This is a genomic window from Streptomyces sp. NBC_00104, from assembly GCF_045160825.1.
Lineage (GTDB): Bacteria > Actinomycetota > Actinomycetes > Streptomycetales > Streptomycetaceae > Streptomyces.
Genome location: NZ_CP108215.1, coordinates 8,770,170 through 8,793,888 on the forward strand (window position 1 = coordinate 8,770,170; position 23,719 = coordinate 8,793,888).

Consider the following 23,719-nt stretch of genomic DNA (forward strand, 5'->3'; position numbering starts at 1 on the left):
AACCTGTGCCGGTGACTTGACCCCCCGGGGCGGCAGGAGCGACCGTTTCCGATACGGCAACAGCACTACGGGGGCGGACGGTTGAGCACGGCGAGCAGCGAAGAGCGCCCGGACGGGGTCGCGGGCGCGGGCCCGGACAGCGGAACGGGCCCGGAGGTGACCCACGGCGTGCCGACCTCGGGCACGGACGAGGCCGCGACCGACGGCGGTTCGGGGCAGGGAGCGAACGCGGCGGACGGTGAACCCGCCTCGGGCGAGAGCCGGGACGGCGAAAGCGTGGCCTCGGGCGGGAACTCGTACGGTGGTGGCGTGGCCTCGGGCGGGAGCTCGGACGGGGGTGGTGCGGACGCGGGCGGGAGTCCGGCCGACGGCGGTACGGACCCGGGCGCCGACGGCAGCTCGGCCGAGCCCGAGCCCGAGCCCGAGCCCGGTGCCGGTGACACCCGTGACGAGCGGCGGCTGTCGACCGCGTCGACGACCCTGCTGGGTCTCTTTCTCCTGGCCGAGGTCGTCTTCGTCTGCGGAGCCCTCGTGACGCTCTGGCCGGCGGTGCTGGAGACGGTGGAGCCCGGGGCGGACCCCACGGCCACCGCGCGCTGGTCGCCCTTCGGTCTCGGGAACTGGTCCCTGACCGCGGACACCGCGATGCTGCTCGCCGTGGTCGTGTGCAGCGCGCTCGGCAGCTTCGTCCACGCGGCCACGTCCTTCGCGACGTACGTCGGCAACCGGCGGCTCTACGCGAGCTGGCTGTGGTGGTACCTCCTGCGCGCCGGTATCGGCATAGCCCTCGCGCTCCTCGTCCATCTCCTGTTGCGCGGCGGCCTGTTCGCCGGCAGCTCCGGCGCCGGTGCGACCAACCCGTACGGCTTCTCCGGTATAGCCGGGCTCTGCGGACTGTTCTCCAAGCAGGCCACCGACAAGCTCCGCGAGATCTGCGACACCCTCCTCAGCACCACGGGCGACGGCGACCGCGACCGCCGAGACGGCCTGGCCGCCGCCCGGAACGGGGGCCCGGGCCCGTCCTGACCGGCCCCCGGCCCTCAGGGCTCCCGCCGGGTCACTCCTGCTTGCGCGCCAGCACGTACGCCTGCGGGGTGTTCGCCGTGGTGCCGGGTCCGTCGGCCTCCCGCACCAGGCGCGCCGACTCGACGAACCCGGCGTCCCCCAGCAGCCCGGCGATCAGATCCGGCGGGAAGCGGTGGACGTCGAGGTCGAGGGGGTGACCGTACGCGTGGGACAGGTGCACGGACTCGGCGCCGACCTTGTAGGCCATCGCGAGGAGGCCGCCGGGCGCGAGGACCCGGTGGAACTCGCGGAACATCGCAGGGAGTTCGGTGGGCGGGGTGTGGACTGTGGAGTACCAGGCGAGGGCGCCCGCCAGGGAGCCGTCCTCGAAGTCGAGCGCGGTCATCGTGCCCACGTCGAAGCGCAGTCGGGGGTGGGCCCAGCGGGCCACGGCGATCATCTCCGGCGAGAGGTCGATCCCGCAGACGTCGAGACCCAGCGAGGCCAGATGCCCGGTGATCCGCCCCGGGCCGCACCCCAGGTCCGCCACGCGCCCGCCCCCGGCGCCCAGCACCCGCTCGGCGAACACCCCCAGCATGGCCCGCTCGAACGGGCTGTTCGCCAACTCGTCTCTCAGCAGCTTCTCGTAGTCGGCGGCGACCGTGTCGTAGGACGCCCGGGTGGCGTGCGAGTGGGGTGTGGTCATGGTGCGGGACAGTATCCGGAGGGTCTGACAATGACCGCGAACACCAGCCGGGACCAGGCCGGTCGTGGCTCAGGCCGAACCCCGGCCGTCGTCTGCGAGCAGCCGGTCCATCGCCCGCCCGAACATCCGCCGCGCCAGCCGTCCCAGCGGCCGGTCGAAGAGACCCGGCAGCCACCGCACCCGCAGATCCTCGCGCCACACCACACGGGACGCGCCGTCCCCGTAGGGATGGACCTCGATCTCGGCCCACCCGGTCACGAACGAACCGTGCTTGACGAGACGGCACGTCCCGGCGGCCTCCCCGCTCGGCAGCTGCCAGACCGTGACCTCCATCGGGTCGTCGAAGGCGAGCGGCCCGACACCGCTGCGGGCCACGAACACCGTGCCCACACCGGTCGGGGGAGGCGTGCGGACGGTGACGCGGGTCAGCGGGACGACTTCGGCGTGCCGGGGCCAGTCCGTGAGGCGCTGCCAGGCCCGGTCGGCGGGGAGCCGGGGGAAGCGTTCGAGGAGGAAGAGGACCACGGAGTGATCGTAAGCGAACAATTGCGGACGGGACCGGCCCGAGGCGGGCATCCGGGGCGAGCTCCCAGCCCAGCCCAGTCCAGCCCAGTCCAGCCCAGCCTGGCCCGGCCCGGCTGAGCACCGTCCGGCGCGGCGGACGCGGACTCACACGTCCAGCAACTCCCGTGCCGCCACCGGCATCCCCGTCTCCAGCGACCGGTTCGCCGCCAGCCCCGTCACCAGCGAGCGTGCCCCGTCCACCGCATCGGCGGCCCGCCCCAACCCGTCCGGGACCGGCTCCCCGAACAGGTCGGTCAGCATGCGTACATCGCCGCCGCCGTGGCCGCCTTCGCCCGTCGGTACCTTCACCTCGCGGGGCCGTTCCCAGAAGCGGCGCACCAGGAGCTCGGTCCGGCCGGGCTCTTCGCCGGCCTCGGCGCCGTGCATGACCGGGCTCGCGCCGGTCGTGCGGACGTGGGGGCGGGTCCAGGTGGACTCCTCCACCAGCAGCTCGACACGGCCCTCGCTGCCGTTGAAGGCGATGCGGTAGCCCTCCCAGGGGGAGTAGGCCGTCAGGTGGTAGGTCAGGGTGGCGCCGGAGACGTAGCGGACGAGGACCGCCATGTCGTCCTCGATGGTCACGCCGGGGCCGAAGACGTTCTGGTCCCGGTGGTAGCCGTCCTCCCGTTCGGCGTCCAGGTAGAGCGAGGTGAGGACGGGGGAGTCCTTGAGGTGGAGGGCGAAGGGGTCGCTCTCGGCCGCCGGGGAGCCGTGGGCGCGGGTGTAGTCCCGGGCGAGGCCTCGACGGCGGCCCGCCTCGTCGCCGTAGAAGAAGAGGCCGCCCTGGGCGAAGACGGTGTCGGGGCGGGTGCCGAGCCACCAGTTGACCAGGTCGAAGTGGTGGGTCGACTTGTGCACGAGCAGGCCACCGGAGTCGGCCTTGTCGCGGTGCCAGCGGCGGAAGTAGTCGGCCCCGTGCCGCAGGTCGAGCAGCCACTCGAAGTGCACCGAGCCGACCTCGCCGATCTCGCCGCTCGCGATCAGTTCCCGTACGGCCGAATGCACCGGGTTGTAGCGGTAGTTGAAGGAGACGCGCACCTCGCGGCCGGTCCGCCGCCGGGCGTCCAGGATGCGGCGGGCGCGCTCGGCGTCGGTCGTCATCGGCTTCTCGGTGACGACGTCGCAGCCCGCCTCCAGCGCGCGGACGATGTAGTGGTCGTGGGACCGGTCCACCGTGCACACCACGACCAGGTCGACCCGTTCGCGGCGCAGCATCTCCTCGAACTCCTCGGCCCCGTACGCCGGTACGGGCGGGCGGTCCGGGTGGTCGGCCGCGATCCAGGAGTTGTGGACGGCCATGCGGTGCGTGTTGGGGTCGCAGAAGCCGACCAGGTCGACGCGCTCCGCGAACGGTCCCGTCAGCGCCTCGGTGAACATCCGCGCACGGGCACCGAGCCCCACCACGGCGGCGCGGCGGGGTCGTAGGGAGGTGGTGCAGGGGTCTTGTCGTGACATCCGGACCTTCCCTAGGGTCATACAGGGGGGTGGAAGCGCTTTCTGGCGAAAGAGGTGACCCACTCATGCCCCGAATCAGGACGAGGAAGTCCTGGGAACCCCGTGCGGCGAAGTCCTGGAAACCCCGTGCGGCGGCCACCGCGCTGGCGCTCTGCGGGCTGCTCACCGGCTGCTTGGGACCGGACGGGTCGGGCAGTGTCGGCGGCGATGTCGTCCTGCGGTACACCTGGTGGGGCAACCCGGACCGGGCCGCCAGAACCCAGGCGGCCGTCGACCTCTTCGAGAAACGGCATCCGGGGATCGACGTACAGACCTCTTTCGCCGGCTACGAGGCCTACAAGCAGAAGCTCGCCACCCAGGCCGCCGGAGGCGACGCGCCCGACGTGATGCAGCTCGACTACCGGATGATCGACCAGTACGCGTCCGGGGGCGTGCTCCTCGACCTCGCCGGACAGCAACCGGTCCTGGACACCGCCGAGTTCGAGCCCGGGCTCCTCGCCACCGGCAAGGTCGACGGCAAGCAGTACGCCGTACCGCAGGGGCGCGGCACCGAGACCATGGTCTACGACACCGAGAAGTGGCAGGCCGCCGGCCTGGAACCACCCCGGGTGGGCTGGACCTGGAGCGACTGGGCCGACGCCATGCGGAAGGTGGCGGCGGAGACGGGCGTGCCCGGCGGCACCGACCCGGGGCAGAGCGAGGACGCCTTCGAGATCTGGCTGCGCGGCCAGGGCAGGGCCCTCTACACCGATGAGCGGGAACTCGGCTTCACCGCAGACGACTTGACCCGCTGGTGGACCTTCACCGACGAACTGCGCCGCGAGGGCGCCGTCTCGCCCGCCGAACAGACCACCCAGCTCGACGGCACGGTCGAGAACACCCCGCTCGGCCGGGGCAAGGCCGCCTCCGACGTCAACTGGGACGCCCCCGCGAGCGGTTACCTCGCCCTCGTGCCCACCGGGATCTCCCTCGCCCCGATGCCGGCGGGCGAGGACGGCACCCCCGGCCAGTACTTCAAGCCCTCCATGTTCATGGGGGTGGCCGCCGACTCGGAGCACCCCGAGGAATCCGCCCGGCTCGTCGACTTCATGCTCAACGACGACGAGGCCGCGAAGATCCTCGGCGCCACCCGGGGCATCCCCGTCAACGAGTCGATCCGCGAGGACATCGCGGCCGGCCTCAAGGACTTCGACAAGACCATCTACGACTACCAGGCCACGGTCGAAGGAAAGCTCGACCCGCCGCCCCAGGCGCCCCCGTCGGGCGACAGCGCCCTGCAGACCACCTTCCAGCGCGACTACGACCAGGTGTCCTACGAGCGGATGTCCCCCCGCGAGGCCGCCGAGAACTACCTCACCGAAGCGAAGGCGGAGCTGCGGTCATGACCACCACGCACGTGCCGGCCACCGCGCGCGGCAAGGCAGTCGCCCGGCCCGACCGTCCGCCCCGGCGCCGCCGCCGCGAGGGCGCGGCCTGGGTGTTCCTGTCCCCCTGGGTGCTCGGGGCCTGTGTCCTGACCCTGCTCCCGATGGCCGTTTCCCTCTACCTCTCCTTCACCGACTACGACCTCTTCAACGCCCCTCGGTGGGTGGGTCTGCGCAACTACACCCAGATGTTCACCGAGGACCCGCGCTACTGGCGCTCGGTGCTGACGACCCTGCTGTACGTCGTCATCGCCGTACCGCTCCAACTGGCCCTCGCCCTCCTGGTGGCCCTGGCCCTGAAGAACATGAAGCGCGGCCGGGGCTTCTACCGCTCCGCCTTCTACGCCCCCTCGCTCCTCGGCGCCTCCATGTCCATCGCCCTGGTCTGGCGGGCGATCTTCAACGACGGCGGCACCGTCGACAACCTCCTCGGCACCGGCGGCTGGGTCAACCGGCCCGGCTGGGCGCTGCTCGCGGTCGCCCTGCTCACGGTGTGGCAGTTCGGCGCCCCGATGGTCATCTTCCTCGCCGGACTCCAGCAGATCCCGGGGGAGTTGTACGAGGCGGCCGAGGTGGACGGCGCGAGCGCCTGGCGCCGGTTCCTGTCGATCACGGTGCCGATGCTGTCGCCCGTGATCTTCTTCAACCTGGTCCTCCAGACGATCCAGGCCTTCCAGGTCTTCACCCCGGCGTTCGCGATCAGCGCGGGCAAGGGCGGACCCGCCGACTCCACGCTCTTCTACACCCTCTACCTCTACGACCGGGGCTTCGTCGCCTCCCACATGGGCTACGCCTCCGCCATGGCCTGGGTCCTGCTGCTCGCCATCGGCGCGGTCACCGCGATCCTGTTCCGCACCTCCCGCTCCTGGGTCTTCTACGCCTCCGAGGAGGACCGATGACCACCACCACACCCTCAACTCCCTTAGTACGCAAGCCGGTTGCCTGGCGGCGCGTGGCCCTGCACGCCGGCTGTCTGGCCGCGCTCCTCGTCATGCTCTATCCGCTGGCCTGGCTCCTCGCGACCTCCGTGAAGCCGGCCGACGAGGTCATCGCCAGCCTCGACCTGCTGCCGAGCCGCCTGGAATGGTCCAACTACGAGACGGCTCTCGACGGTGTGAACGACGTCTCGGTGGGCCGGCTGCTCGGCAACTCCCTGCTGATCGCCGGCGGCGCGGTCGTCGGGAACGTCCTGTCCTGCTCCCTGGCCGCCTACGCCTTCGCCCGCCTGCGGTTCCGCTTCCGTGGACCGCTCTTCGCCTTCATGATCGCGACGATCATGCTGCCGCACCACGCCGTGCTGATCCCGCAGTACATCATCTTCAACCAGCTCGGCATGGTGAACACCTACTGGCCGCTGATCCTGCCGAAATTCCTCGCCACGGAAGCCTTCTTCGTCTTCCTCATCGTGCAGTTCATGCGCGGACTGCCGAGGGAGCTGGAGGAGGCGGCACGCATCGACGGATGTGGACCGTTCCGGAGTTTCTTCTCGGTGATCCTTCCGCTGACCCGCCCCGCTCTGATCACCACCGCGATCTTCACCTTCATCTGGACCTGGAACGACTTCTTCACCCAGCTGATCTATCTGTTCTCGCCCGAGAAGTTCACCCTCACCCTGGCGCTGAGGTCCTTCGTCGACGCGTCGAGCACCTCGGCCTTCGGACCGATGTTCGCCATGTCGGTGATCGCCCTCCTCCCGATCGTGCTGTTCTTCCTCGCCTTCCAGCGGTTCCTGGTGGAGGGCATGGCCAACTCCGGGATCAAGGGCTAGGGGTGAGCACCATGCGCACGAGCGGCCAACGCGAGGCGGGCGAGATCTTCGGCCCCCGGATGACGCTGTTCGCGGACGTGCTGAGCGTGGGGATCGCCGTGGCGGTGGTGAGCCTTCCGCTGGTGACCCTGCCCGCGGCGCTCTCCACGGCCTGCGCGGTCCTGCGGGGCGTACGGGAGGACCGCCCGGCCACGGCCGGCCACTTCCTCGTGGCACTGCGGCGACGGCTACGGCCCGGCGACCTCGGCGCGGGGCTCGTGGCCCTCGCCGGCCTGGTCCTCGTCCTCGCCGATCTGGCCCTCGCCGGCGCCGGACTCCCCGGCGGCCGGGCCTTCGCCCTCCTCGCCGCCGCCCTCGGCACCGGCGCCGCGGTGATCGGCCTGCGCGCCTGCGGACGCCCCGAGTCCGTGGACGACTGGCCCGCGGCGGTGCGGGGAGCGGCCCGGGACGCGGTGCGCGATCCGGGCGGCAGCGCACTGGTCGTCCTGGCCGTGGCGACGGCCACGCTGAGCGCCTGGATGCTGCTGCCCCTCGCGTTCCTCGTACCGGGGCCGCTGGCGCTGGCGCTCACCGCCGTCGACGTACGCGGAAAAGGAGTCGCTCCTCACCAGCGTGTGTGATGGGCTGGCGCTCCGGATGTCTTGTGGAGGGTGAGCGGAACGGTGAACAGGCGGCGGCGGAAGAAGCTGTCCCGACGGCTGGTGCTGGCCGCGATGATCGGTGACACCGCCCGTGTCGCCGCCCTGCTGCGGGCCGGAGCCCCCGCCGAGACGACCGACGCGGAGGGGACGACGCCCCTGTACGCGGCATCCGTCCACGGAGCGGCCGAGGCGGTCGGCCGGCTGCTGGCGGCCGGGGCGTCGCCCGACACCGAGAGCGGACACGGCGCGGAAGGCACACCGCTGTGCGGCGCCGCGTGCTGGGGGCACACCGAAGCGGTGCGCGAACTCCTCGCCCACGGCGCCGACCCAGACCTCCGCGAGGACCACGGCACGGGCCGCTCCCCGCTCGACTGGGCGGCCGCCGGCCCCCACCCCGAGACGACGGCTCTGCTGCTCGCCGCGGGGGCCCGCCCTTCCTGAGCGTCTGCCTTCCTGAGCGTCTGCGAACCGCGCGGACGCGTACGGTCGGCTCAGAACGCGTACGGCCCGAACCGGCCCCAGGCCACCACGGCCGCCAGGATCAGCAGCACCAGACTCGGGACGGTCTCCTTGGTCTCCTTGCGGCGGACGTGGTAGACGACAGCGCCGATCATCGTGAGGACGAGGCCGGTGGCCGCGAGCGGGACGAACACCGGGGCTATGTCGAGGGCGGCCGGGAGGATCAGGCCGATGGCGCCCAGGCCCTCCAGCGCGCCGATGGTCTTGACCATGCCCGGCGAGAAGTCCTCGACCCAGGTCATGCCCGAGGCCGCCAGCTTCTCCTTGGACTGGGTGGTCTTCATCAGGCCGGCGGCGAGGAAGGCGGCCGCGAGCAGGCTCGCGATGATCCAGAGGGTGACGTTCATGGCGGACTCTCTCAATTTTTGAGTTGAACTTTCAAGGGAAGTGGGGGTTCAACCTAGAGCCGTGTGAGTTGAAGCGTCAAGTCATTCCCCTACGTGATCACTTGAAGCGGCACGTAGAGTGGGCGCCATGGAGACACCGCAGCAGTCGCGTCGGCTGACCGATGAGGAGATGGAGACCTGGCACGCGCTGGCGGGTGTGATGGTCAGACTGCCGAGCGCGCTGGACGCACAACTGCAGCGGGACTCCGGGCTCAGCCACGTGGAGTACCTGGTGATGTCGATGCTGTCCCAGACGGAGGGACGCACCCTGCGGATGAGCGACCTGGCCGGGTACGTCGGTTCGTCGCTGTCCCGGCTGTCCCATCTCGTGAAACGGCTGGAGAAGAGCGAGTGGATGCGCCGGGAGCCGGACCCCACCGACGGGCGCTACACGCTCGCCGTCCTCACGGACGCCGGACACGCCAAGGTCGTCGAGAGCGCGCCGGGTCACGCCGACGCCGTACGACGCTATGTGTTCGACGCGCTCACCAAGGCCCAGCAGCGGCAGCTGCGGGACATCGGGCGGCGCATCTGGAGGACCGTCGCGCCCGACGACCACTGTCTGCCGCCGTCGGACTGACGCCTCAGGGGTGGTCGGCCGGCGGGCCGGTCGTCCCGCGGACCTCCAGGGCCGGCGTGGTGAGGACGACCCTGCCGGGCCGGGTCGGGTCGGCGATGCGGTCGAGAAGGCACTGGGCGGCGGCGCGGCCCACGTCGTGGCTGGCGTTGTCCACGGTGGTGAGCCAGAGATGGCGCAGGCGTGAGACGTAGGTGTTGTCGTAGCCGACGAGGGAGAGGTCGCGCGGCACCTTCAGGCCCAGCTCCTCGGCTGCGGAGAGGGCGCCCACGCAGGCCATGTCGTTGAACGCCACGATGGCGGTGGGGCGTTCGGGGGTGCCGAGCAGCCGCACCGTGGCGCGGTAGCCGCCCTCCTCCGTCAGGTCGCCCCGCTCGACGGCCGCCAGGTCGCTCAGCCCGTGCTCGCCCATCACCGCCTCGAAACTGCGGCGCCGCAGCGCCCCGACCACGCCGTCCCCCGCGATGTGGGCGATGCGCCGGTGCCCGAGGGCGATGAGGTGCTCGGTGGCGAGGCGGGTGCCGTGCTGGTCGTCGCCCGCGACGACGTCCACGTGGGGGAGCGTGGGCTCGCGGGCGCCCGCGACCACGGTCGGGATGAGCCCGGCCGCCGTGCGCAGGGCCTCGGACGGCGGCAGGGTGCCGACCGCGATCAGCCCGTCGACCCGCAGCTCGGTGAACGTGCGGGTGAGGTCCTCGCCGAGCCGTCGGTTGAGGTGGCCGTCGGCCAGCAGCATGCGCAGACCGTTGTCGTGCAGCCGGGAGTTGAGGCCGTCCAGCAGCTCGACGAACCAGGGGTTGCGCATGTCGTTGAGGAGGACGCCGACCGTGCGGGTACGGCGCTCGCTCAGGCTGCGCGCGGCGGCGTTCGGCCGGTAGCCCAGCTGGTCCACGGCCGCCAGCACGGCCTCCCGCTTCTCGGGGCGCACCTGGTCGGAGCCGCGCAGCACCAGGGAGACCAGTGACTTCGACACGCCAGCCCGCTCGGCGACATCGCGGATCGTCGGGGGTCTCATGGCGTGGACCGTTCCATAGCCGGAGCGCCCTTGTCAAAGGGGTGGAAAGGGGTTGACAGCAGTGGAGAACGCCTCGCAAAGTGAGCGCCGTACGTTCTGGAACGGTCCAAAACGCGGTCCGGGATTCCAGTGAGGGTCCGAGGAAGGGCAGTCATGGTGAGTGCGCTCGGTGTCGCCGTCGTGGGGTTCGGCTGGATGGGACGGGTGCACACCCAGGCGTACGCCCGGGTGCCCCACCACTTCCCGGGGCTGAGCCTGCGGCCCGAGCTGGTCACCGTCGTCGAGGAGGTGCCCGGGCGCGCCGAGGAGGCGGCCCGGCAGTTCGGGTTCGCCCGGACCGCCCGGGACTGGCGCGAGGTGGTCGACGACCCGCGGATCCAGGCGGTCAGCATCACCGCGCCGAACTTCCTGCACCGGGAGATCGGCGTCGCGATGGCCGAGGCCGGCAAGCACATCTGGATCGAGAAGCCGGTCGGGCTCACCGCCGCCGACGCCCGCGCCGTCGCCGACGCGGTCGCCCGGGCCGGCGTCCAGGGCGCCGTCGGCTTCAACTACCGCAACGCGCCCGCCGTCTCCGCCGCCCGCGAGATGATCGCCGCCGGCGAGATCGGCACGGTCACACACCTCCGCATCCGCCTCTTCAGCGACTACGCCGCCCACCCCGAGGGCGCCCTGACCTGGCGGTACGAGCGGGAGCGCGGCGGCAGCGGCGTCCTCGGCGACCTTGCCTCGCACGGCGTCGACCTCGCCCGCTTCCTGCTCGGCGACATCGCCTCCCTCACCGCCGACACCGCGATCTTCGTCCCCGAGCGGGCCCGGCCCACCGGCGCCACCGCCGGCCACACCCGTGCCTCGGGCGGCGAACTCGGCCCCGTCGAGAACGAGGACTACGTCAACTGCCTGCTCCGCTTCGCCTCCGGCGCCCGGGGTGTCCTGGAGGCCTGCCGGGTCTCCGTCGGCGAGCAGAACAACTACGGCTTCGAGATCCACGGCACCAAGGGCGCGGTCTTCTGGGATTTCCGCCGCATGGGTGAACTGGGCGTCAGCAAGGGTGACGTCTACCAGGACCAGTCCGTCCACACGATCTTCGTCGGCCCCGACCACGGCGCGTTCGGCGCCTTCCAGCCAGGCTCCGCCAACGCCATGGGCTACGACGACCTCAAGGTCGTGGAGGCGTACCACTTCCTGTGCTCGATCGCCGAGGGCACCCCGCACGGGACCACTCTGGCCGACGCCGTGTACAGCGCGACCGCGCTGGACGCCATGAGTCGCTCCGCCGAGTCCGGGGCATGGGTCGCACTCTGAGCCCGTGGGCCGTTCCCGGCTCCGAACTGCCGTTGCCCGGGCGTCAGTTGCGGACGAGTAGCTGGAAGTCGAACGAGTAGCGCGAGGCACGGTAGACGTGGGTGCCGTACTCGACCGCGCGCCCGGTGTCGTCGTAGGCCGTGCGCTGCATGGTGAGGAGTGCGGCGCCCTCCGGCTCGCCGAGGCGCTCGGCCTCCTCGGGGGTGGCGATGCGGGCGCCGACGCTCTGGTGGGCGCTGTGCAGGGTGATGCCGGCGTTGCGCATCATCCGGTACAGGCCCGTCGACTCCAGGCGCTCGGTGGCGAGGTCCAGCAGTCCGGACGGGACGAAGTTGGACAGGAACGCCACCGGCTGGCCGTGGGTGAGGCGCAGCCGTTCGAAGAGGTGCACCTCGTCGCCCTCGGCGACGCCCAGGGCGGCCGCGACCTCGGCGGACGCCTGCCGGATCTCGCTCAGCAGCACCTTGGTCGTGGGCTGCTGTCCGGCCGCCTCCAGGTCGTCGTACAGACTGCTCAGCTCCAGCGGCCGTTTGACCTGGCTGTGCACCACCTGCGTGCCGACGCCCCGGCGGCGTACGAGCAGGCCCTTGTCGACGAGGGACTGGATGGCCTGCCGCACGGTCGGCCGGGACAGGCCGAGACGGCCGGCGAGCTCGATCTCGTTGCCCAGCAGGCTGCCCGGGCCGAGCGCACCGTGCTCGATGGCCGACTCCAGCTGCCGGGCCAGCTGGTAGTACAGCGGCACCGGGCTGCTCCGGTCGACGCTGAGGCCGAGACTCCCTGTACTCCCCGTAGTCGCGCTGGTCACGCCCATGAGGGTATCCGTCCGTCCGGATGACAGGAACCCCTGTCATCGCGTTGTCCTTACATGGCAGCGGGATGGGGTCGGTGAGGGACCGCCCGACGGGCCTCCGGGAGGTGGGCCGGCGGCCGGGCGGAAACCCTCGGAGACCGTCGGGGACTCCGTGTCCCGTCAGAGGTGGCGGCGCTGGTTGGCCACCTCGCGGTCGTACGTCACGCGCGCCTCGACGGCCGCCGGGCGGGAGGCGGTCGCCGCGACCGGGACGTCCCACCAGGCCTGAGCCGGGGGAGTGGTGGGCGCCGGGTCGGTCTCGACGTACACACAGGTGGGCCGGTCCGAGGCGCGGGCCGTCGCCAGCGCGTCCCGCAGCTCCTTCACGGTCTTGGCGCGCAGGACGTCCATGCCGAGGCTGGCCGCGTTCGCCGCGAGGTCGACCGGGAGCGGGGCGCCGGAGAAGGTGCCGTCGGCGGCGCGGTAGCGGTAGGCGGTGCCGAAGCGCTCGCCCCCGACCGACTCGGAGAGGCCGCCGATGGAGGCGTAGCCGTGGTTCTGGATGAGGACCAGGTTGACGGGCAGGCACTCCTGGACGGCCGTCACGATCTCCGTCGGCATCATCAGATACGTGCCGTCCCCGACCAGCGACCAGACGGCCGTGCCGGGCGCCGCCTGCTGGACACCGATCCCGGCGGGGATCTCGTAGCCCATGCAGGAGTAGCCGTACTCCAGGTGGTACTGGCGGGGGCTGCGGGCCCGCCACAGCTTGTGCAGGTCGCCGGGGAGCGAACCAGCGGCGTTGATGACGACGTCCTCGTCGCCGACGACGGCGTCGAGGGCGCCGAGCACCTGGCTCTGGGTGGGCACGGCGTGCTCGTCGGCCGGGGTGTAGGCGGCCTCGACGATCCGCTCCCAGCGCTCCTTGCCCACCCGGTACTCGGCCTCGTACGCCTCGCTCACCCGGTGGCCGTCCAGCGCCTCGGTGAGCGCCGTGAGACCGGCCCGTGCGTCGCAGACCACCGTCCGGGCCGCCAGCTTGTGGGCGTCGAAGGCGGCGATGTTGAGGTTGACGAAACGGACGTCCGGGGTCTGGAACAGGGTGTGGGAGGCGGTGGTGAAGTCGGTGTAGCGGGTGCCGACGCCGACGATCAGGTCGGCGGTGCGGGCGATGTCGTCGCAGACCGCCGTTCCGGTGTGGCCGATGCCGCCGAGATCGGCCGGGTGGTCGTACCGCAGCGACCCCTTGCCGGCCTGCGTGGACGCGACCGGGATGCCCGTGGCGTCGGCCAGCGCCTTCAGCGCCGCCTCGGCCTCGCTGTGGTGGATGCCGCCGCCCGCGACGATCAGGGGCCTTCGCGCGCCGCGGATGGCCCGCACCGCCTCCGCCAGCTCGACCGGGTCGGGCGCGGGGCGCCGTACGCGCCACACGCGCTCGGCGAAGAACTCCTCCGGCCAGTCGTACGCCTCCGCCTGGACGTCCTGTGGCAGGGCGAGGGTGACGGCGCCGGTGTCGGCCGGGTCGGCGAGGACGCGCATGGCGTTCAGGGCGGCCGGGATCAGGGCCTCCGGGCGGGTGATCCGGTCGAAGTAGCGGGAGACGGGGCGCAGGGTGTCGTTGACCGAGACATCGGCCTCGGTGGGGTGCTCCAGCTGCTGGAGCAGGGGGTCGGCGGTGCGGGTCGCGAAGTAGTCGCCGGGGAGGAGGAGTACGGGCAGGCGGTTGATGGTCGCCAGGGCGGCGCCGGTGACCAGATTGGTGGCTCCGGGGCCGATGGAGGTGGTGACCGCCTGCGCGGAGAGGCGGTTCAGCTGGCGGGCGTAGCCGACGGCGGCGTGCACCATGGACTGTTCGTTGCGGCCCTGGTGGAACGGCATCGTCTCCTCACCCGCCTCCAGGAGGGCCTGGCCGAGCCCCGCGACATTCCCGTGGCCGAAGATGCCCCAGGTCCCGGCGATCAGCCGGTGGCGTACGCCGTCGCGCTCGGTGTACTGCGCGGACAGGAACCGCACCAGCGCCTGGGCGACGGTCAGACGGCGGGTGGGCTGGGACATCGGGACCTCACAGGGGCGAAGGGTTGGCGTGGGGGCGGGGCTTGTGCGGGGCGGGCTTCGGGTACGGCGGGGTCTGTGCGTGCGGGGCTTCGTGAGCGGCGGGGTGTGTGCGGGGCGGGCTCGGGTCGGTGTGGGCTTGCGGTGTTCCGGGACTTCAGAGCAGCCCGACCGCGGTGTCGACCGCGGACTCCACGCCGCCCTCGGCGGGGTAGAGCAGGGAGCGGCCGACGACCAGGCCCTGGACGGTGGGCAGACGCAGGGCCTTGCGCCACTTCTCGTAGGCGACCTCCTGATCCTTGCCCACGTCGCCGCCGAGAAGCACGGCCGGCAGGGTGGACGTCTCCAGGACCTCGGCCATGGCGTCGGGGTCGTCGGTGACGGGCAGCTTCAGCCAGGTGTAGGCGGAGGTGCCGCCGAGCCCGGCCGCGATGGCGATGGAGCGGATGACCGCCTCGGCGCTCAGGTCGTTGCGGACCGTGCCGTCCACCCGGTGGGAGATGAACGGCTCGACGAACAGCGGCAGTCGGCGTGCCGCCATGTCGTCGACCGCCCGGGCCGTGGAGTACAGGGTCCGCAGGGAGCCGGGGTCGTCGTGGTCGACGCGCAGCAGCAGCTTGCCCGCGTCGAAGCGGAGCCGCTCGATGTCCTGCGGGCGGTGGCCGGTGAAACGGTCGTCCATCTCGAACGAGGCGCCGGCCAGCCCGCCGCGGTTCAGGGAACCCATGACGACCTTGCCCTCCAGGACGCCCAGGAGCAGCAGGTCCTCCAGGATGTCGGCGGTGGCGAGCACGCCGTCCACGCCGGGGCGCTCCAGCGCCACGCAGAGCCGTTCGAGGAGGTCGGCGCGGTCGGCCATGGCGAGGGGGCGGTCGCCGACGCGGAGCGCTCCGCGGGCGGGGTGGTCGGCGGCGATGATCATCAGGCGGCCGGTGGCGCCGATCAGCGGGCGGCGGGTGCGGCGCGCTGCCGCTTCGGCGACGGCCTCGGGGTGGTGGGCGCGGATGCGTGTGAGATCGGGGATGCGGATGGGCAAGGGGGGCTCCGTTCCAGGGGCTGGGCCCCTTTGACCCCTGGGGCGCCTGAGAGCTCGGGGGTGTGGGTGGTGTGGCGGGTGCGGGTCCGGTGGGGGCTGGTCGCGCAGTTCCCCGCGCCCCTGAAAAGCAGGGGCTGCGCCCCGTGCTTTTCGGCCCGCGGGCCCGCCGTCTTCCAGGCCCGCAGGGCTTGGTCTTTCAGCCCCGCAGGGCCGGTCTTTCAGGCCCGCAGGGCCGGGGCTTTCAGGGGCGCAACCCCTGCTTCTCAGGGGCGCAGGGCCTGGCCTTTCAGGGGCACGGGGAACTGCGCGACCAGCCCCCACCCACCCGCGGACGGAGGCGAACCGCATGGTCATCCACCCGTCAACAGCTCCTCGACCTCCTCCGGCGTCGGCATCGCCGAGGAGCAGGCGAGCCGGGACGCGACGATCGCCCCCGCCGCGTTGGCGTGGCGCATGATCCGCTCCAGGTCCCAGCCGCGCAGCAGCCCGTGGCAGAGGGAGCCGCCGAAGGCGTCGCCCGCGCCGAGCCCGTTGACGACCTCCACCGGCACCGGCGGCACCTCGGCGACCGTGCCGTCGCGGTGGACGGCGAGGACGCCCTTGGGGCCCTGCTTGACGACGGCCAGCTCCACACCCGCCTCCAGCAGCGCCTCCGCGCAGGCCCGGGGTTCGCGTACGCCGGTGGCGATCTCGCACTCGTCGAGGTTGCCGACGGCGACGGTGGCGTGCCGCAGGGCCTCGGCGTAGTACGGGCGGGCCGCCTCGGGGTCCGTCCAGAACATCGGGCGCCAGTCGAGGTCGAAGACGGTGATGCCGGACCTGCCGCGGGCCTTGAGCGCGGCGAGCGTGGCCGAGCGGCTGGGCTCCTCGCTCAGACCGGTGCCGGTGATCCAGAAGATGCGGGCGGCGCGGATGGCGAAGCAGTCCAGCTCGTCGGTGCGGATCTCCAGGTCGGGGGCCTTGGGGCGGCGGTAGAAGTACAGCGGGAAGTCGTCCGGCGGGAAGATCTCGCAGAACGTGACCGGGGTCGGGTACTCCGCCACGGGCGTGACGAAGCGGTCGTCGACACCGAACTCCTTGAGCGCCTCGTGCAGGAACGTGCCGAACGGGTCGTCGCCGGTCCGTGTGATCACGGCGGTGCTGTCACCGAGCCGTGCGGCGGCCACCGCGACGTTGGCGGCCGATCCGCCGAGGAACTTTCCGAAGGACTCGACGCGTGCGAGCGGGACGCCGGTCTGCAACGGATAGAGATCGATTCCGATACGGCCCATCGTGATCAGATCGAAGGATTCGGCGGACTCGGGCATGCGCGTCGCTCCTCGGGTGGGGGATGCGGGCCACCGGAGGTCCACGGCGCACGGGGATGCGAGCACGTGTGTCCGGATGTATCCCAGGTGTAGGACCCGAAGCGACCCTCTGTCAAGACTTTGTACTGACATCCTGACCTGCTCGTGAAATAATGTCTTAACAAAGTCTTGACAGGGGGGTCCGCCAGGGGTTTGTATCCCGTCCCAACGAAACAGCGCAGTCGGCCTACCGGCACAATGATCCGGACTTCGAATGTCCGGGCCCGCGCGGGCACTCCGCTCGACGCTGTCCCGTTCCCTTTCCCCCTGTCGCACAGTGAGGTGCAGGAAAGATGGACCGCACGTTTCACTCCCGCTCACGCAGAGTGGCCCCCTTCTTCGCCATGGCCGCGGCGTCCGCGTTGCTCATAGCCGGCTGCTCCAGCGGTTCCGGCGGCAAGGAGTCCGAGGAGGGCGGGGCAGACGCCTCCGCGGGCAAGGCCGACACCCCCCGGATGAAGGTCGCGCTGGTCACCCACCAGGCCCCCGGCGACACCTTCTGGGACATCGTCCGCAAGGGCGCCCAGGCGGCGGCCGCCAAGGACAACATCGAGCTCATCTACTCGGCGGACCCGAACGCCGGCACCCAGGCCAACCTCGTGCAGAACGCGATCGACCAGAAGGTCGACGGCATCGCCATCACCCTCGCCAAGCCCGACGCGATGAAGGACGTCGTGGCCAAGGCGACGAAGGCGGGCATCCCCGTGGTCGGCCTCAACTCCGGTCTGAGCGACTGGCAGAACCTCGGTCTGATGTCCTTCTTCGGGCAGGACGAGAGCGTGGCGGGCGAGGCGTTCGGCAAGCGGCTGAACGACGTCGGCGCCAAGAAGGCCGTCTGTGTCGTGCAGGAGCAGGGCAACGTCGGCCTGGAGCAGCGCTGCGCGGGTGTGGAGAAGACCTTCGAGGGCGACACCGAGATCCTCAACGTCACGGGCACCGACATGCCGTCCGTGAAGTCGACCATCAGCGCCAAGCTCAAGCAGGACACCGCCATCGACTACGTGGTCGCCCTCGGTGCCCCCTACGCCCTGACCGCGGTCCAGTCGGTCGCGGACGCGGGCAGCAAGGCGAAGGTCGCCACCTTCGACCTGAACAAGGAGCTGACGGACGCCATCAAGAGCGGTGACATCGAGTTCGCGGTGGACCAGCAGCCGTATCTGCAGGGCTACTTGGCCGTGGACTCGCTGTGGCTCTACAAGAACAACGGCAACTACAGCGGCGGCGGCGAGGAAGCGGTGCTGACCGGCCCCGCGTTCGTCGACGAGAAGAACGTCGACACGATCGCCAAGTTCGCCGCGAAGGGCACCCGGTGATCTGAATGACCCAAGCAACGGCACCGGCGGCGAGTTCCCCCTCGTCGCCGGCTCCGCCGGCCGGCGCGCAGAAGGACGGGCGCACCGTACAGCGCTCGCTCGGGCGTCGGCTGATGGCCCGCCCCGAGGTCGGCGCGCTGATCGCGGCGATCGGCGTGTACGTCTTCTTCTTCTCGGTGGCCCCGTCCTTCCGTGAGGCCAGTTCGCTGGCGACCGTGCTCTACCAGGCCTCCGTGATGGGCATCATGGCGATCCCGGTGGCCCTGCTGATGATCGGCGGGGAGTTCGACCTGTCCGCCGGTGTCGCGGTCACCACCTCCGCGCTGACCGCGGCGATCATCAGCTTCCAGCTGACGGTGAACGTGTGGACCGGTGTCTTCGTCGCGCTGATCATGTCGTTGGCGGTGGGAGCGTTCAACGGCTGGCTGCTGATCAGGACCGGCCTGCCCAGCTTCCTCGTCACGCTCGGGTCGTTCCTGATCCTGCAGGGCTCCAACCTCGCCGTCACGAAGATCTTCACCGGCAATGTCGCGTCCGACTCCATCAGCGACATGGACGGCTTCGACCAGGCCAAGAGCGTCTTCGCCTCCGAGATCGGCATCGGCGGCGTCGACGTCAAGATCACGGTCTTCTACTGGCTGGCGTTCGCGGCGATCGCCACCTGGCTGCTGCTGCGCACCAAGTTCGGCAACTGGATCTTCGCCGTCGGCGGCAACAAGGACAGCGCGCGGGCCGTCGGCGTGCCCGTGAACTTCACGAAGATCGCCCTGTTCATGGGCGTCGGCGCGGGCGCCTGGTTCGTCGGGATGCACCTGCTGTTCTCGTTCAACACGGTGCAGTCCGGTGAGGGCGTGGGCAACGAGTTCCTGTACATCATCGCCGCGGTGATCGGCGGCTGTCTGCTGACCGGCGGCTACGGCTCCGCGGTCGGCCCGGTGATCGGTGCCTTCATCTTCGGCATGGTCTCCCAGGGCATCGTCTACGCCAACTGGAACCCCGACTGGTTCAAGGCCTTCCTCGGCGTGATGCTCCTGATCGCCGCCCTCGTCAACTTGTGGGTCCGCAGCCAGGCGACCCGGAGGTGAACCACCCCATGACCAACACCAACGGATCAGCGGCCAGCGGTGCGCCCGCGAAAGACACCGCCGAGGACACCGTCCCGGAGGCGGCGGCGCCCGGCCGGGACCAGCCGATCGTCGAACTGCGCGACGCGGGCAAGGCCTACGGCAACATCCGCGCCCTGCACGGTGTGAACCTCACCGTCCACCCCGGCAAGGTCACCTGCGTGCTCGGCGACAACGGCGCCGGCAAGTCCACCCTCATCAAAATCATCTCCGGGCTGCACCAGCACACCGAGGGCGAGTTCGTCATCGACGGCAAGCCGGTGCGCTTCTCCACCCCGCGCGAGGCCCTGGACGCCGGCATCGCCACCGTCTACCAGGACCTGGCCACCGTGCCCCTGATGCCGGTCTGGCGCAACTTCTTCCTCGGCTCGGAGATGACCAAGGGCCCCTGGCCCGTGCGCCGCCTCGACATCGAGAAGATGAAGAAGACCGCGGACGAGGAACTGCGGAACATGGGCATCGTCCTGGACGACCTCGACCAGCCCATCGGCACCCTCTCCGGCGGCCAGCGCCAGTGCGTGGCCATCGCCCGCGCCGTCTACTTCGGCGCCCGGGTGCTGATCCTCGACGAACCCACCGCCGCCCTCGGCGTGAAGCAGTCCGGTGTCGTGCTGAAGTACATCGCCGCCGCCCGCGACCGCGGCCTCGGCGTCATCTTCATCACCCACAACCCCCACCACGCCTACATGGTCGGCGACCACTTCAGCGTCCTGCGCCTCGGCACCATGGAACTCTCCGCCGCCCGCGACCAAGTCAGCCTCGAAGAACTCACCAACCACATGGCCGGCGGCACCGAACTCGCCGCCCTCAAGCACGAGTTGGCCCAAGTACGCGGTGTGGACGTCGAGGAACTCCCCGAGGCGGAAGACCTCACCGTACCCGTGGGCCCCTCGAAGGACGGGACCGCGTGACACCGGCGGCTGCTCCCCGCGAGCAGCCACGCCGCTGACGACGGCCGGGTCGTCAGGACGCCTCTGCGGGTATGACAGCCCCTTCGACGGAAGGGGCGTCCAGGAGAGGCATCCCGACGATCGCGGCCGTTCGCGCCGACGGGGCTTCGGGCGACGGATCCGTTGCCGGTCACCGCGACCCGACAACCCCCGGAACCTGCGGTTCAGCGCTGCCGCCAAGGGACTTGACGGTGTCTCCCCGGCTCGCGGACTTGGCTGGCGATCGCCTTGCTGTTCGGTTACCGGGCCGTCACCATGAGGTGTGCCGCCCGGAGCCGGACGCCCGAGGAGACGCCTATGGACAGGTATGAGCAGCCCTTCGCCACGAGCGTCGTCAGGGACCTGCACGACACCTCACTGGACGAGGTGCCGGAGTCCGCTCAGGAGTCGGTCATGGCAAGGATGCTCGCAGGTGGCGGAGAGCCGGTGGCCGCCTTCCAGTCGTCGCTCTGACCGGCCTGGCCGGAACGACGAGGGATCGTACCGGTGACGGTGGCGCGGCCCTTCCGCCAGTTTGTGATCAAGGTGCACAGCCGTTGCGATCTGGCCTGTGACCACTGCTACGTCTATCAGCACGCCGACCAGAGCTGGCGCGGGCGTCCGGTGACGATGTCGGAGGAAACGTTCCGTCGTGCGGCTGGGCGGATCGCCGAGCATGCCGCCGCGCACCGGCTCACCCGCGTCCATGTCGTGCTCCACGGCGGCGAGCCCCTGCTCGCCGGACGGGAACGACTGCGCGGCTTCGCCCGGGACCTGCGCTCCGCACTGCACGGCGTGGCCGAACTCGACCTGCGCATGCAGACCAACGGACTCCGACTGGACGACGCGTTCTGCGCGATGCTCGTCGACGAGTCCATCGTCACCAGCATCTCGCTCGACGGCGACGAGGCGTCCAACGACCGCCACCGGATCAGGCGGAACGGCTCCGGCTCCTACCGGGATGTGGTGTGCGCGGTGCGTCTCCTGGGTGCACCGCCCCACCGCGGCGCCTTCGGCGGACTGCTCTGCACGGTCGACGTCGAGAACGATCCCGTGGAGGTGTACCGGGCGCTGGCCGAACTCCGCCCGCCCGCCATCGACTTCCTGCTGCCGCACGCCACGTGGGAGTACCCGCCACCCCGCCCCGGCGGCGAGACCGACTACGCGGACTGGCTGATCGCCGTGCACAAGCAGTGGACCGCGGACGGCATGCCGACACGGATCCGGATGTTCGAGTCCATCAGCCGGCTGAGCCATGGCCGCGGCAGCCTCACCGAGGCGCTGGGGCTCGGCAGTTCGGACCTCCTCGTGATCGAGACCGACGGCGCCGTCGAACAGGCGGACTGGCTGAAGACGGCCTATCCCGGAGCTCCGGAGACGGGCATGCACATCGCCACCCACCGCCTGGAGGAGGCCGCCGAACACCGGGGCATCCAGGCCCGCCGCGCCGGACTGGACGGGCTGAGCGCGCAGTGCCGCGCCTGCCCCGTCGTATCGGTCTGCGGCGGTGGGCTCTACGGACACCGCCACCGCACATCCAACGGCTTCGACAACCCCTCCGTCTACTGCGCGGACCTGCTGAAGGTCACCGAGTACGTCCAGTCCACGGAACGCGCCGCCGCCGCCGTCCGCCACGGCTGGCACGCTCTGCCCTGGGCCCACTTCGACGAACTGGCCGGAGGGTACGGCGGCACGGCGGCCGTCCGGTCGCTGGCCGCGGCCCAGAACAGCCAGCGACGGGCCCTGCTGGCGGGCGCCCACCGCGCGGACACCCAGGGTCCGGGCGCCGGCCCCGGGCCCGGCCCAGGACCGAGCCCGGGAAGCGGCGGGCCGGCGGACTCGGTACCGGGCTGGGAGGCGGTCCTCGGTCTGCCCGCGGCCGCCCTGGACGTGCTGCTGGCCGACCCGTACCTACGCGTGTGGGCCCTCGCCTGCGGCCAGTCGGTGCGACGGCGGGCCGAGGGCCACCCGGCCGAGGCCGCGCTGTCGGCCGTCGCCCGCACCGGCGGACAGCTGACCCTGTCCGTCCCGCTGCGGCACGGACCCGAGGGCTCCGCGATCCATCTGCCCGGCGTGGGGCGGCTGTTGCTGCGCGCCGGCAGCCGGGACCGGCGGTCCGGGACGGTCACCGTGACGGCCGCCGACACCGCGCTCACCGTCGAAGGGCGGACCCTGGGCCGGGAACGGCCACCCGACGGCATGATCTGGCAGCCCCTGCGACGCCTGTCCGCGGATGGGCTGGACGTGGCCCTGGACGACCTGGATCCCTCCCGCGACTGTTACGGCTACGAGCCGCTCTCCCGCCTTTCCGAGGCCGAATTCCGGCAATGGGAGGCGATGTTCGGGGAAGCCTGGCAGCTGATCCGGACGGCATACCCCGACTACGCGCAGGGGATCGCCGCGGGCCTGACCACGGTGACCCCGCTCGCGCCCGCACTGTCCGGCGACGACGTCAGCGCCACCTCCCGGCACGCCTTCGGGGCGGTCGGCATCGCGCTGCCCCGCTCGGCCGAAGACCTGGCCATGCTGCTCATCCACGAGTACCAGCACGTCAAGCTGGGCGCGATGTTCGACATGTTCGACCTGCTCGACGGCCTCGACGACCGCCGCTACCACGTGCTGTGGCGCCCCGACCCCAGACCTCTCGACGCGATCGTCCAGGGCGCGTACGCCCACCTCGCGGTCGCCGACGTCTGGTGGATCCGGGTCCGCCGCGGTGCGACCGGTGTCGGACCCGCCCTGTACGAACGCTCCCGCGTGGAGGCGGACAAGTGGCGTACGGCCGTGCTGGACGCCCTCGACACCGTGGCCGGAACCGGCTCCCTGACCGCCCTGGGGCACCGCTTCGTGCGCGGGCTCCGGGGCGAGGCCGAAACCCTGGGCGGAGTGGCCGAAACCGGTCCGATCGCGGTGTAATGACGGGTCAACTCCTGTTCCCCGCACCGGTGTCCGGTACAACTTGCTCTGGCCAACCCCTGGCACCCACAGTAGTTTTCGCGTTCCAATGGATCCTGGAGGAGATCCAGCTGTGATGCTCGGGGCTGGGAGGCCCGAGGTGGGCGACGGGGGAGGGGAAAGGCGAGTCCATGATTCATCCGGCTTCTGAGAAGACACCGGCGACGGTTTCCTCCGATCCGTATGTGTTCTTCATGAGCTATGCGCGGACTCCGTTCAAGGGGGACCGGCCGAAGAAGGACGATTCGGATCTGGCGCTGGAGCAGTTCCATGCCCAGTTATGCAGCGACATCATGCAGTTGACCGACCACGACGGCGAGGAATCACCCGGATTCCTGGACCAGAGGATGGGCGTCGGCGCCGACTGGGAGAACAGACTGAAGCAGGCCCTGGCCACCTGCCGGGTCTTCGTGCCGATCTACACCAGCCGGTACTTCACGCGAGAGTGGTGCGGCAAGGAATGGGACGCCTTCGCGCGGCGTCAGGAGGAACAGCTCCGAACCCGGCCGTACACGGGTAACGCGATCGTCCCCGTGCTCTGGGTGGGGACCCAGCACTGGACACCGCCGCGGGTGGCGGCCAAGGTGCAGTACGCCCACCCCGACCTGGGTAAGGATTACCTGCAGTCCGGTCTCTACGGACTGAAGCAGGCAGGCCGCCGCGTGAAATACCGCAGCTCCGTGTGGGCGCTCGCCCAGATGATCGTCAAAGTGGCTCAGCAGACCAGTCTTGAACCGTGTGACGTGGAGCTGTTCAAAGACCTCCGAAACGTCTTCGAGGGGGACTGACAGGATGCCGATGTTCTT

The 23,719-nt window shown here is 71.0% G+C and carries 23 protein-coding genes; 14 read left to right on the forward strand and 9 right to left on the reverse strand.

Translation table 11 applies throughout. From position 1 onward, the window contains the following. Positions 1 to 81: 81 nt before the first annotated feature. Positions 82 to 1,026, forward strand: a complete 945-nt coding sequence (locus OG272_RS38440; RefSeq protein WP_405895607.1) for a hypothetical protein — start codon at positions 82 to 84, stop codon at positions 1,024 to 1,026. A gap of 31 nt (positions 1,027 to 1,057) precedes the next feature. Here the strand turns inward: OG272_RS38440 and OG272_RS38445 are convergent, their stop codons facing one another. From OG272_RS38445 to OG272_RS38455, 3 genes are all read right to left on the reverse strand, one after another. Continuing rightward, positions 1,058 to 1,711, reverse strand: coding sequence for a class I SAM-dependent methyltransferase (locus tag OG272_RS38445; RefSeq protein ID WP_327727246.1), 654 nt, complete (start codon positions 1,709 to 1,711; stop codon positions 1,058 to 1,060). Positions 1,712 to 1,780: 69 nt separating this feature from the next. Next, positions 1,781 to 2,236 carry an SRPBCC family protein gene (locus tag OG272_RS38450; protein ID WP_327727245.1) on the reverse strand — a complete coding sequence of 152 codons (456 nt, stop codon included), beginning with the start codon at positions 2,234 to 2,236 and terminating at the stop codon, positions 1,781 to 1,783. A gap of 144 nt (positions 2,237 to 2,380) precedes the next feature. Beyond that, positions 2,381 to 3,730, reverse strand: coding sequence for a Gfo/Idh/MocA family protein (locus OG272_RS38455; protein ID WP_405895608.1), 1,350 nt, complete (start codon positions 3,728 to 3,730; stop codon positions 2,381 to 2,383). A gap of 65 nt (positions 3,731 to 3,795) precedes the next feature. Here OG272_RS38455 and OG272_RS38460 point away from each other — a divergent pair, with 65 nt between their 5' ends. Genes OG272_RS38460 through OG272_RS38480 form a run of 5 tightly spaced genes read left to right on the forward strand, consistent with a single transcriptional unit; the run spans position 3,796 to position 8,004 of the window. Beyond that, positions 3,796 to 5,115, forward strand: a complete 1,320-nt coding sequence (locus tag OG272_RS38460; protein WP_327727243.1) for an ABC transporter substrate-binding protein — start codon at positions 3,796 to 3,798, stop codon at positions 5,113 to 5,115. Then, entirely contained in the window at positions 5,112 to 6,053 is a 942-nt protein-coding gene (locus tag OG272_RS38465; RefSeq protein WP_327727242.1) for a sugar ABC transporter permease, read from the forward strand. The genes OG272_RS38460 and OG272_RS38465 overlap by 4 nt, the downstream gene beginning before the upstream one ends. Beyond that, positions 6,050 to 6,922, forward strand: a complete 873-nt coding sequence (locus OG272_RS38470; RefSeq protein WP_405895609.1) for a carbohydrate ABC transporter permease — start codon at positions 6,050 to 6,052, stop codon at positions 6,920 to 6,922. Before OG272_RS38465 ends, OG272_RS38470 begins: the two co-directional genes overlap by 4 nt. A gap of 11 nt (positions 6,923 to 6,933) precedes the next feature. Then, positions 6,934 to 7,542, forward strand: a complete 609-nt coding sequence (locus OG272_RS38475; protein ID WP_327727241.1) for a hypothetical protein — start codon at positions 6,934 to 6,936, stop codon at positions 7,540 to 7,542. A gap of 42 nt (positions 7,543 to 7,584) precedes the next feature. Beyond that, the gene (locus tag OG272_RS38480; RefSeq protein ID WP_326585569.1) at positions 7,585 to 8,004 is read left to right on the forward strand and encodes an ankyrin repeat domain-containing protein; all 420 of its coding nucleotides are present in this window, start codon (positions 7,585 to 7,587) and stop codon (positions 8,002 to 8,004) included. A 50-nt stretch (positions 8,005 to 8,054) separates the two neighbouring features. Here OG272_RS38480 and OG272_RS38485 read toward each other — a convergent pair whose 3' ends face one another. Further along, positions 8,055 to 8,429, reverse strand: coding sequence for a DoxX family protein (locus OG272_RS38485; RefSeq protein WP_326575403.1), 375 nt, complete (start codon positions 8,427 to 8,429; stop codon positions 8,055 to 8,057). A 127-nt stretch (positions 8,430 to 8,556) separates the two neighbouring features. Here OG272_RS38485 and OG272_RS38490 point away from each other — a divergent pair, with 127 nt between their 5' ends. Next, positions 8,557 to 9,048: a MarR family transcriptional regulator gene (locus OG272_RS38490; protein WP_328224264.1), complete on the forward strand. Its 492-nt coding sequence runs from the start codon at positions 8,557 to 8,559 to the stop codon at positions 9,046 to 9,048. A 4-nt stretch (positions 9,049 to 9,052) separates the two neighbouring features. On the opposite strand, the gene OG272_RS38495 is transcribed toward OG272_RS38490, so the two are convergent. Further along, positions 9,053 to 10,060, reverse strand: coding sequence for a LacI family DNA-binding transcriptional regulator (locus OG272_RS38495; RefSeq protein WP_326575399.1), 1,008 nt, complete (start codon positions 10,058 to 10,060; stop codon positions 9,053 to 9,055). Between the two features lie 153 nt (positions 10,061 to 10,213). Between OG272_RS38495 and OG272_RS38500 the strand changes: the two genes are divergently transcribed. Further along, positions 10,214 to 11,365, forward strand: coding sequence for a Gfo/Idh/MocA family oxidoreductase (locus OG272_RS38500; RefSeq protein ID WP_326575397.1), 1,152 nt, complete (start codon positions 10,214 to 10,216; stop codon positions 11,363 to 11,365). Positions 11,366 to 11,408: 43 nt separating this feature from the next. Here the strand turns inward: OG272_RS38500 and OG272_RS38505 are convergent, their stop codons facing one another. From OG272_RS38505 to iolC, 4 genes are all read right to left on the reverse strand, one after another. After that, on the reverse strand, positions 11,409 to 12,179 hold the full coding sequence (locus OG272_RS38505; protein WP_327727237.1) for a GntR family transcriptional regulator: 771 nt from the start codon (positions 12,177 to 12,179) through the stop codon (positions 11,409 to 11,411). Between the two features lie 159 nt (positions 12,180 to 12,338). After that, positions 12,339 to 14,213 (reverse strand): 3D-(3,5/4)-trihydroxycyclohexane-1,2-dione acylhydrolase (decyclizing), encoded by a 1,875-nt coding sequence (gene iolD, locus OG272_RS38510; protein WP_328224265.1) that lies wholly within the window; start codon positions 14,211 to 14,213, stop codon positions 12,339 to 12,341. A gap of 154 nt (positions 14,214 to 14,367) precedes the next feature. Continuing rightward, positions 14,368 to 15,246 (reverse strand): deoxyribose-phosphate aldolase, encoded by an 879-nt coding sequence (locus tag OG272_RS38515; RefSeq protein ID WP_327727235.1) that lies wholly within the window; start codon positions 15,244 to 15,246, stop codon positions 14,368 to 14,370. Positions 15,247 to 15,596: 350 nt separating this feature from the next. Beyond that, positions 15,597 to 16,553, reverse strand: a complete 957-nt coding sequence (gene iolC, locus OG272_RS38520) for a 5-dehydro-2-deoxygluconokinase (protein WP_326575389.1) — start codon at positions 16,551 to 16,553, stop codon at positions 15,597 to 15,599. A gap of 332 nt (positions 16,554 to 16,885) precedes the next feature. On the opposite strand from iolC, the gene OG272_RS38525 reads away from it, so the two are divergent. The 6 genes from OG272_RS38525 (at position 16,886) to OG272_RS38550 (ending at position 23,701) form a co-directional block, all read left to right on the forward strand. Then, positions 16,886 to 17,905, forward strand: a complete 1,020-nt coding sequence (locus tag OG272_RS38525; protein ID WP_327727234.1) for a sugar ABC transporter substrate-binding protein — start codon at positions 16,886 to 16,888, stop codon at positions 17,903 to 17,905. Between the two features lie 5 nt (positions 17,906 to 17,910). Then, a complete protein-coding gene (locus tag OG272_RS38530) occupies positions 17,911 to 18,990 on the forward strand; it encodes an ABC transporter permease (RefSeq protein WP_405895610.1) in 1,080 nt (359 codons plus the stop codon). Positions 18,991 to 18,998: 8 nt separating this feature from the next. Continuing rightward, on the forward strand, positions 18,999 to 19,940 hold the full coding sequence (locus tag OG272_RS38535; RefSeq protein ID WP_405895611.1) for an ATP-binding cassette domain-containing protein: 942 nt from the start codon (positions 18,999 to 19,001) through the stop codon (positions 19,938 to 19,940). Between the two features lie 336 nt (positions 19,941 to 20,276). Further along, entirely contained in the window at positions 20,277 to 20,432 is a 156-nt protein-coding gene (gene fxsA / locus OG272_RS38540) for an FxSxx-COOH cyclophane-containing RiPP peptide (RefSeq protein ID WP_215450081.1), read from the forward strand. A gap of 33 nt (positions 20,433 to 20,465) precedes the next feature. Further along, the gene (locus tag OG272_RS38545; protein WP_405895612.1) at positions 20,466 to 22,874 is read left to right on the forward strand and encodes an FxsB family cyclophane-forming radical SAM/SPASM peptide maturase; all 2,409 of its coding nucleotides are present in this window, start codon (positions 20,466 to 20,468) and stop codon (positions 22,872 to 22,874) included. Between the two features lie 170 nt (positions 22,875 to 23,044). Then, positions 23,045 to 23,701: a TIR-like protein FxsC gene (locus OG272_RS38550; protein ID WP_327727228.1), complete on the forward strand. Its 657-nt coding sequence runs from the start codon at positions 23,045 to 23,047 to the stop codon at positions 23,699 to 23,701. Positions 23,702 to 23,719 lie beyond the last annotated feature (18 nt).

Excerpts from the sequence above, each read along its gene's own strand:
- OG272_RS38445 (WP_327727246.1), bottom strand. The coding sequence starts at position 1,711 with ATGACCACACCCCACTCGCACGCCACCCGGGCGTCCTACGACACGGTC.
- OG272_RS38455 (WP_405895608.1), bottom strand. The coding sequence starts at position 3,730 with ATGTCACGACAAGACCCCTGCACCACCTCCCTACGACCCCGCCGCGCC.
- OG272_RS38460 (WP_327727243.1), top strand. The coding sequence starts at position 3,796 with ATGCCCCGAATCAGGACGAGGAAGTCCTGGGAACCCCGTGCGGCGAAG.
- OG272_RS38465 (WP_327727242.1), top strand. The coding sequence starts at position 5,112 with ATGACCACCACGCACGTGCCGGCCACCGCGCGCGGCAAGGCAGTCGCC.
- OG272_RS38470 (WP_405895609.1), top strand. The coding sequence starts at position 6,050 with ATGACCACCACCACACCCTCAACTCCCTTAGTACGCAAGCCGGTTGCC.
- OG272_RS38475 (WP_327727241.1), top strand. The coding sequence starts at position 6,934 with ATGCGCACGAGCGGCCAACGCGAGGCGGGCGAGATCTTCGGCCCCCGG.
- OG272_RS38485 (WP_326575403.1), bottom strand. The coding sequence starts at position 8,429 with ATGAACGTCACCCTCTGGATCATCGCGAGCCTGCTCGCGGCCGCCTTC.
- OG272_RS38490 (WP_328224264.1), top strand. The coding sequence starts at position 8,557 with ATGGAGACACCGCAGCAGTCGCGTCGGCTGACCGATGAGGAGATGGAG.
- OG272_RS38495 (WP_326575399.1), bottom strand. The coding sequence starts at position 10,060 with ATGAGACCCCCGACGATCCGCGATGTCGCCGAGCGGGCTGGCGTGTCG.
- OG272_RS38500 (WP_326575397.1), top strand. The coding sequence starts at position 10,214 with ATGGTGAGTGCGCTCGGTGTCGCCGTCGTGGGGTTCGGCTGGATGGGA.
- OG272_RS38505 (WP_327727237.1), bottom strand. The coding sequence starts at position 12,179 with ATGGGCGTGACCAGCGCGACTACGGGGAGTACAGGGAGTCTCGGCCTC.
- iolD (WP_328224265.1), bottom strand. The coding sequence starts at position 14,213 with ATGTCCCAGCCCACCCGCCGTCTGACCGTCGCCCAGGCGCTGGTGCGG.
- iolC (WP_326575389.1), bottom strand. The coding sequence starts at position 16,553 with ATGCCCGAGTCCGCCGAATCCTTCGATCTGATCACGATGGGCCGTATC.
- OG272_RS38525 (WP_327727234.1), top strand. The coding sequence starts at position 16,886 with ATGGACCGCACGTTTCACTCCCGCTCACGCAGAGTGGCCCCCTTCTTC.
- OG272_RS38530 (WP_405895610.1), top strand. The coding sequence starts at position 17,911 with ATGACCCAAGCAACGGCACCGGCGGCGAGTTCCCCCTCGTCGCCGGCT.
- OG272_RS38535 (WP_405895611.1), top strand. The coding sequence starts at position 18,999 with ATGACCAACACCAACGGATCAGCGGCCAGCGGTGCGCCCGCGAAAGAC.
- fxsA (WP_215450081.1), top strand. The coding sequence starts at position 20,277 with ATGGACAGGTATGAGCAGCCCTTCGCCACGAGCGTCGTCAGGGACCTG.
- OG272_RS38550 (WP_327727228.1), top strand. The coding sequence starts at position 23,045 with ATGATTCATCCGGCTTCTGAGAAGACACCGGCGACGGTTTCCTCCGAT.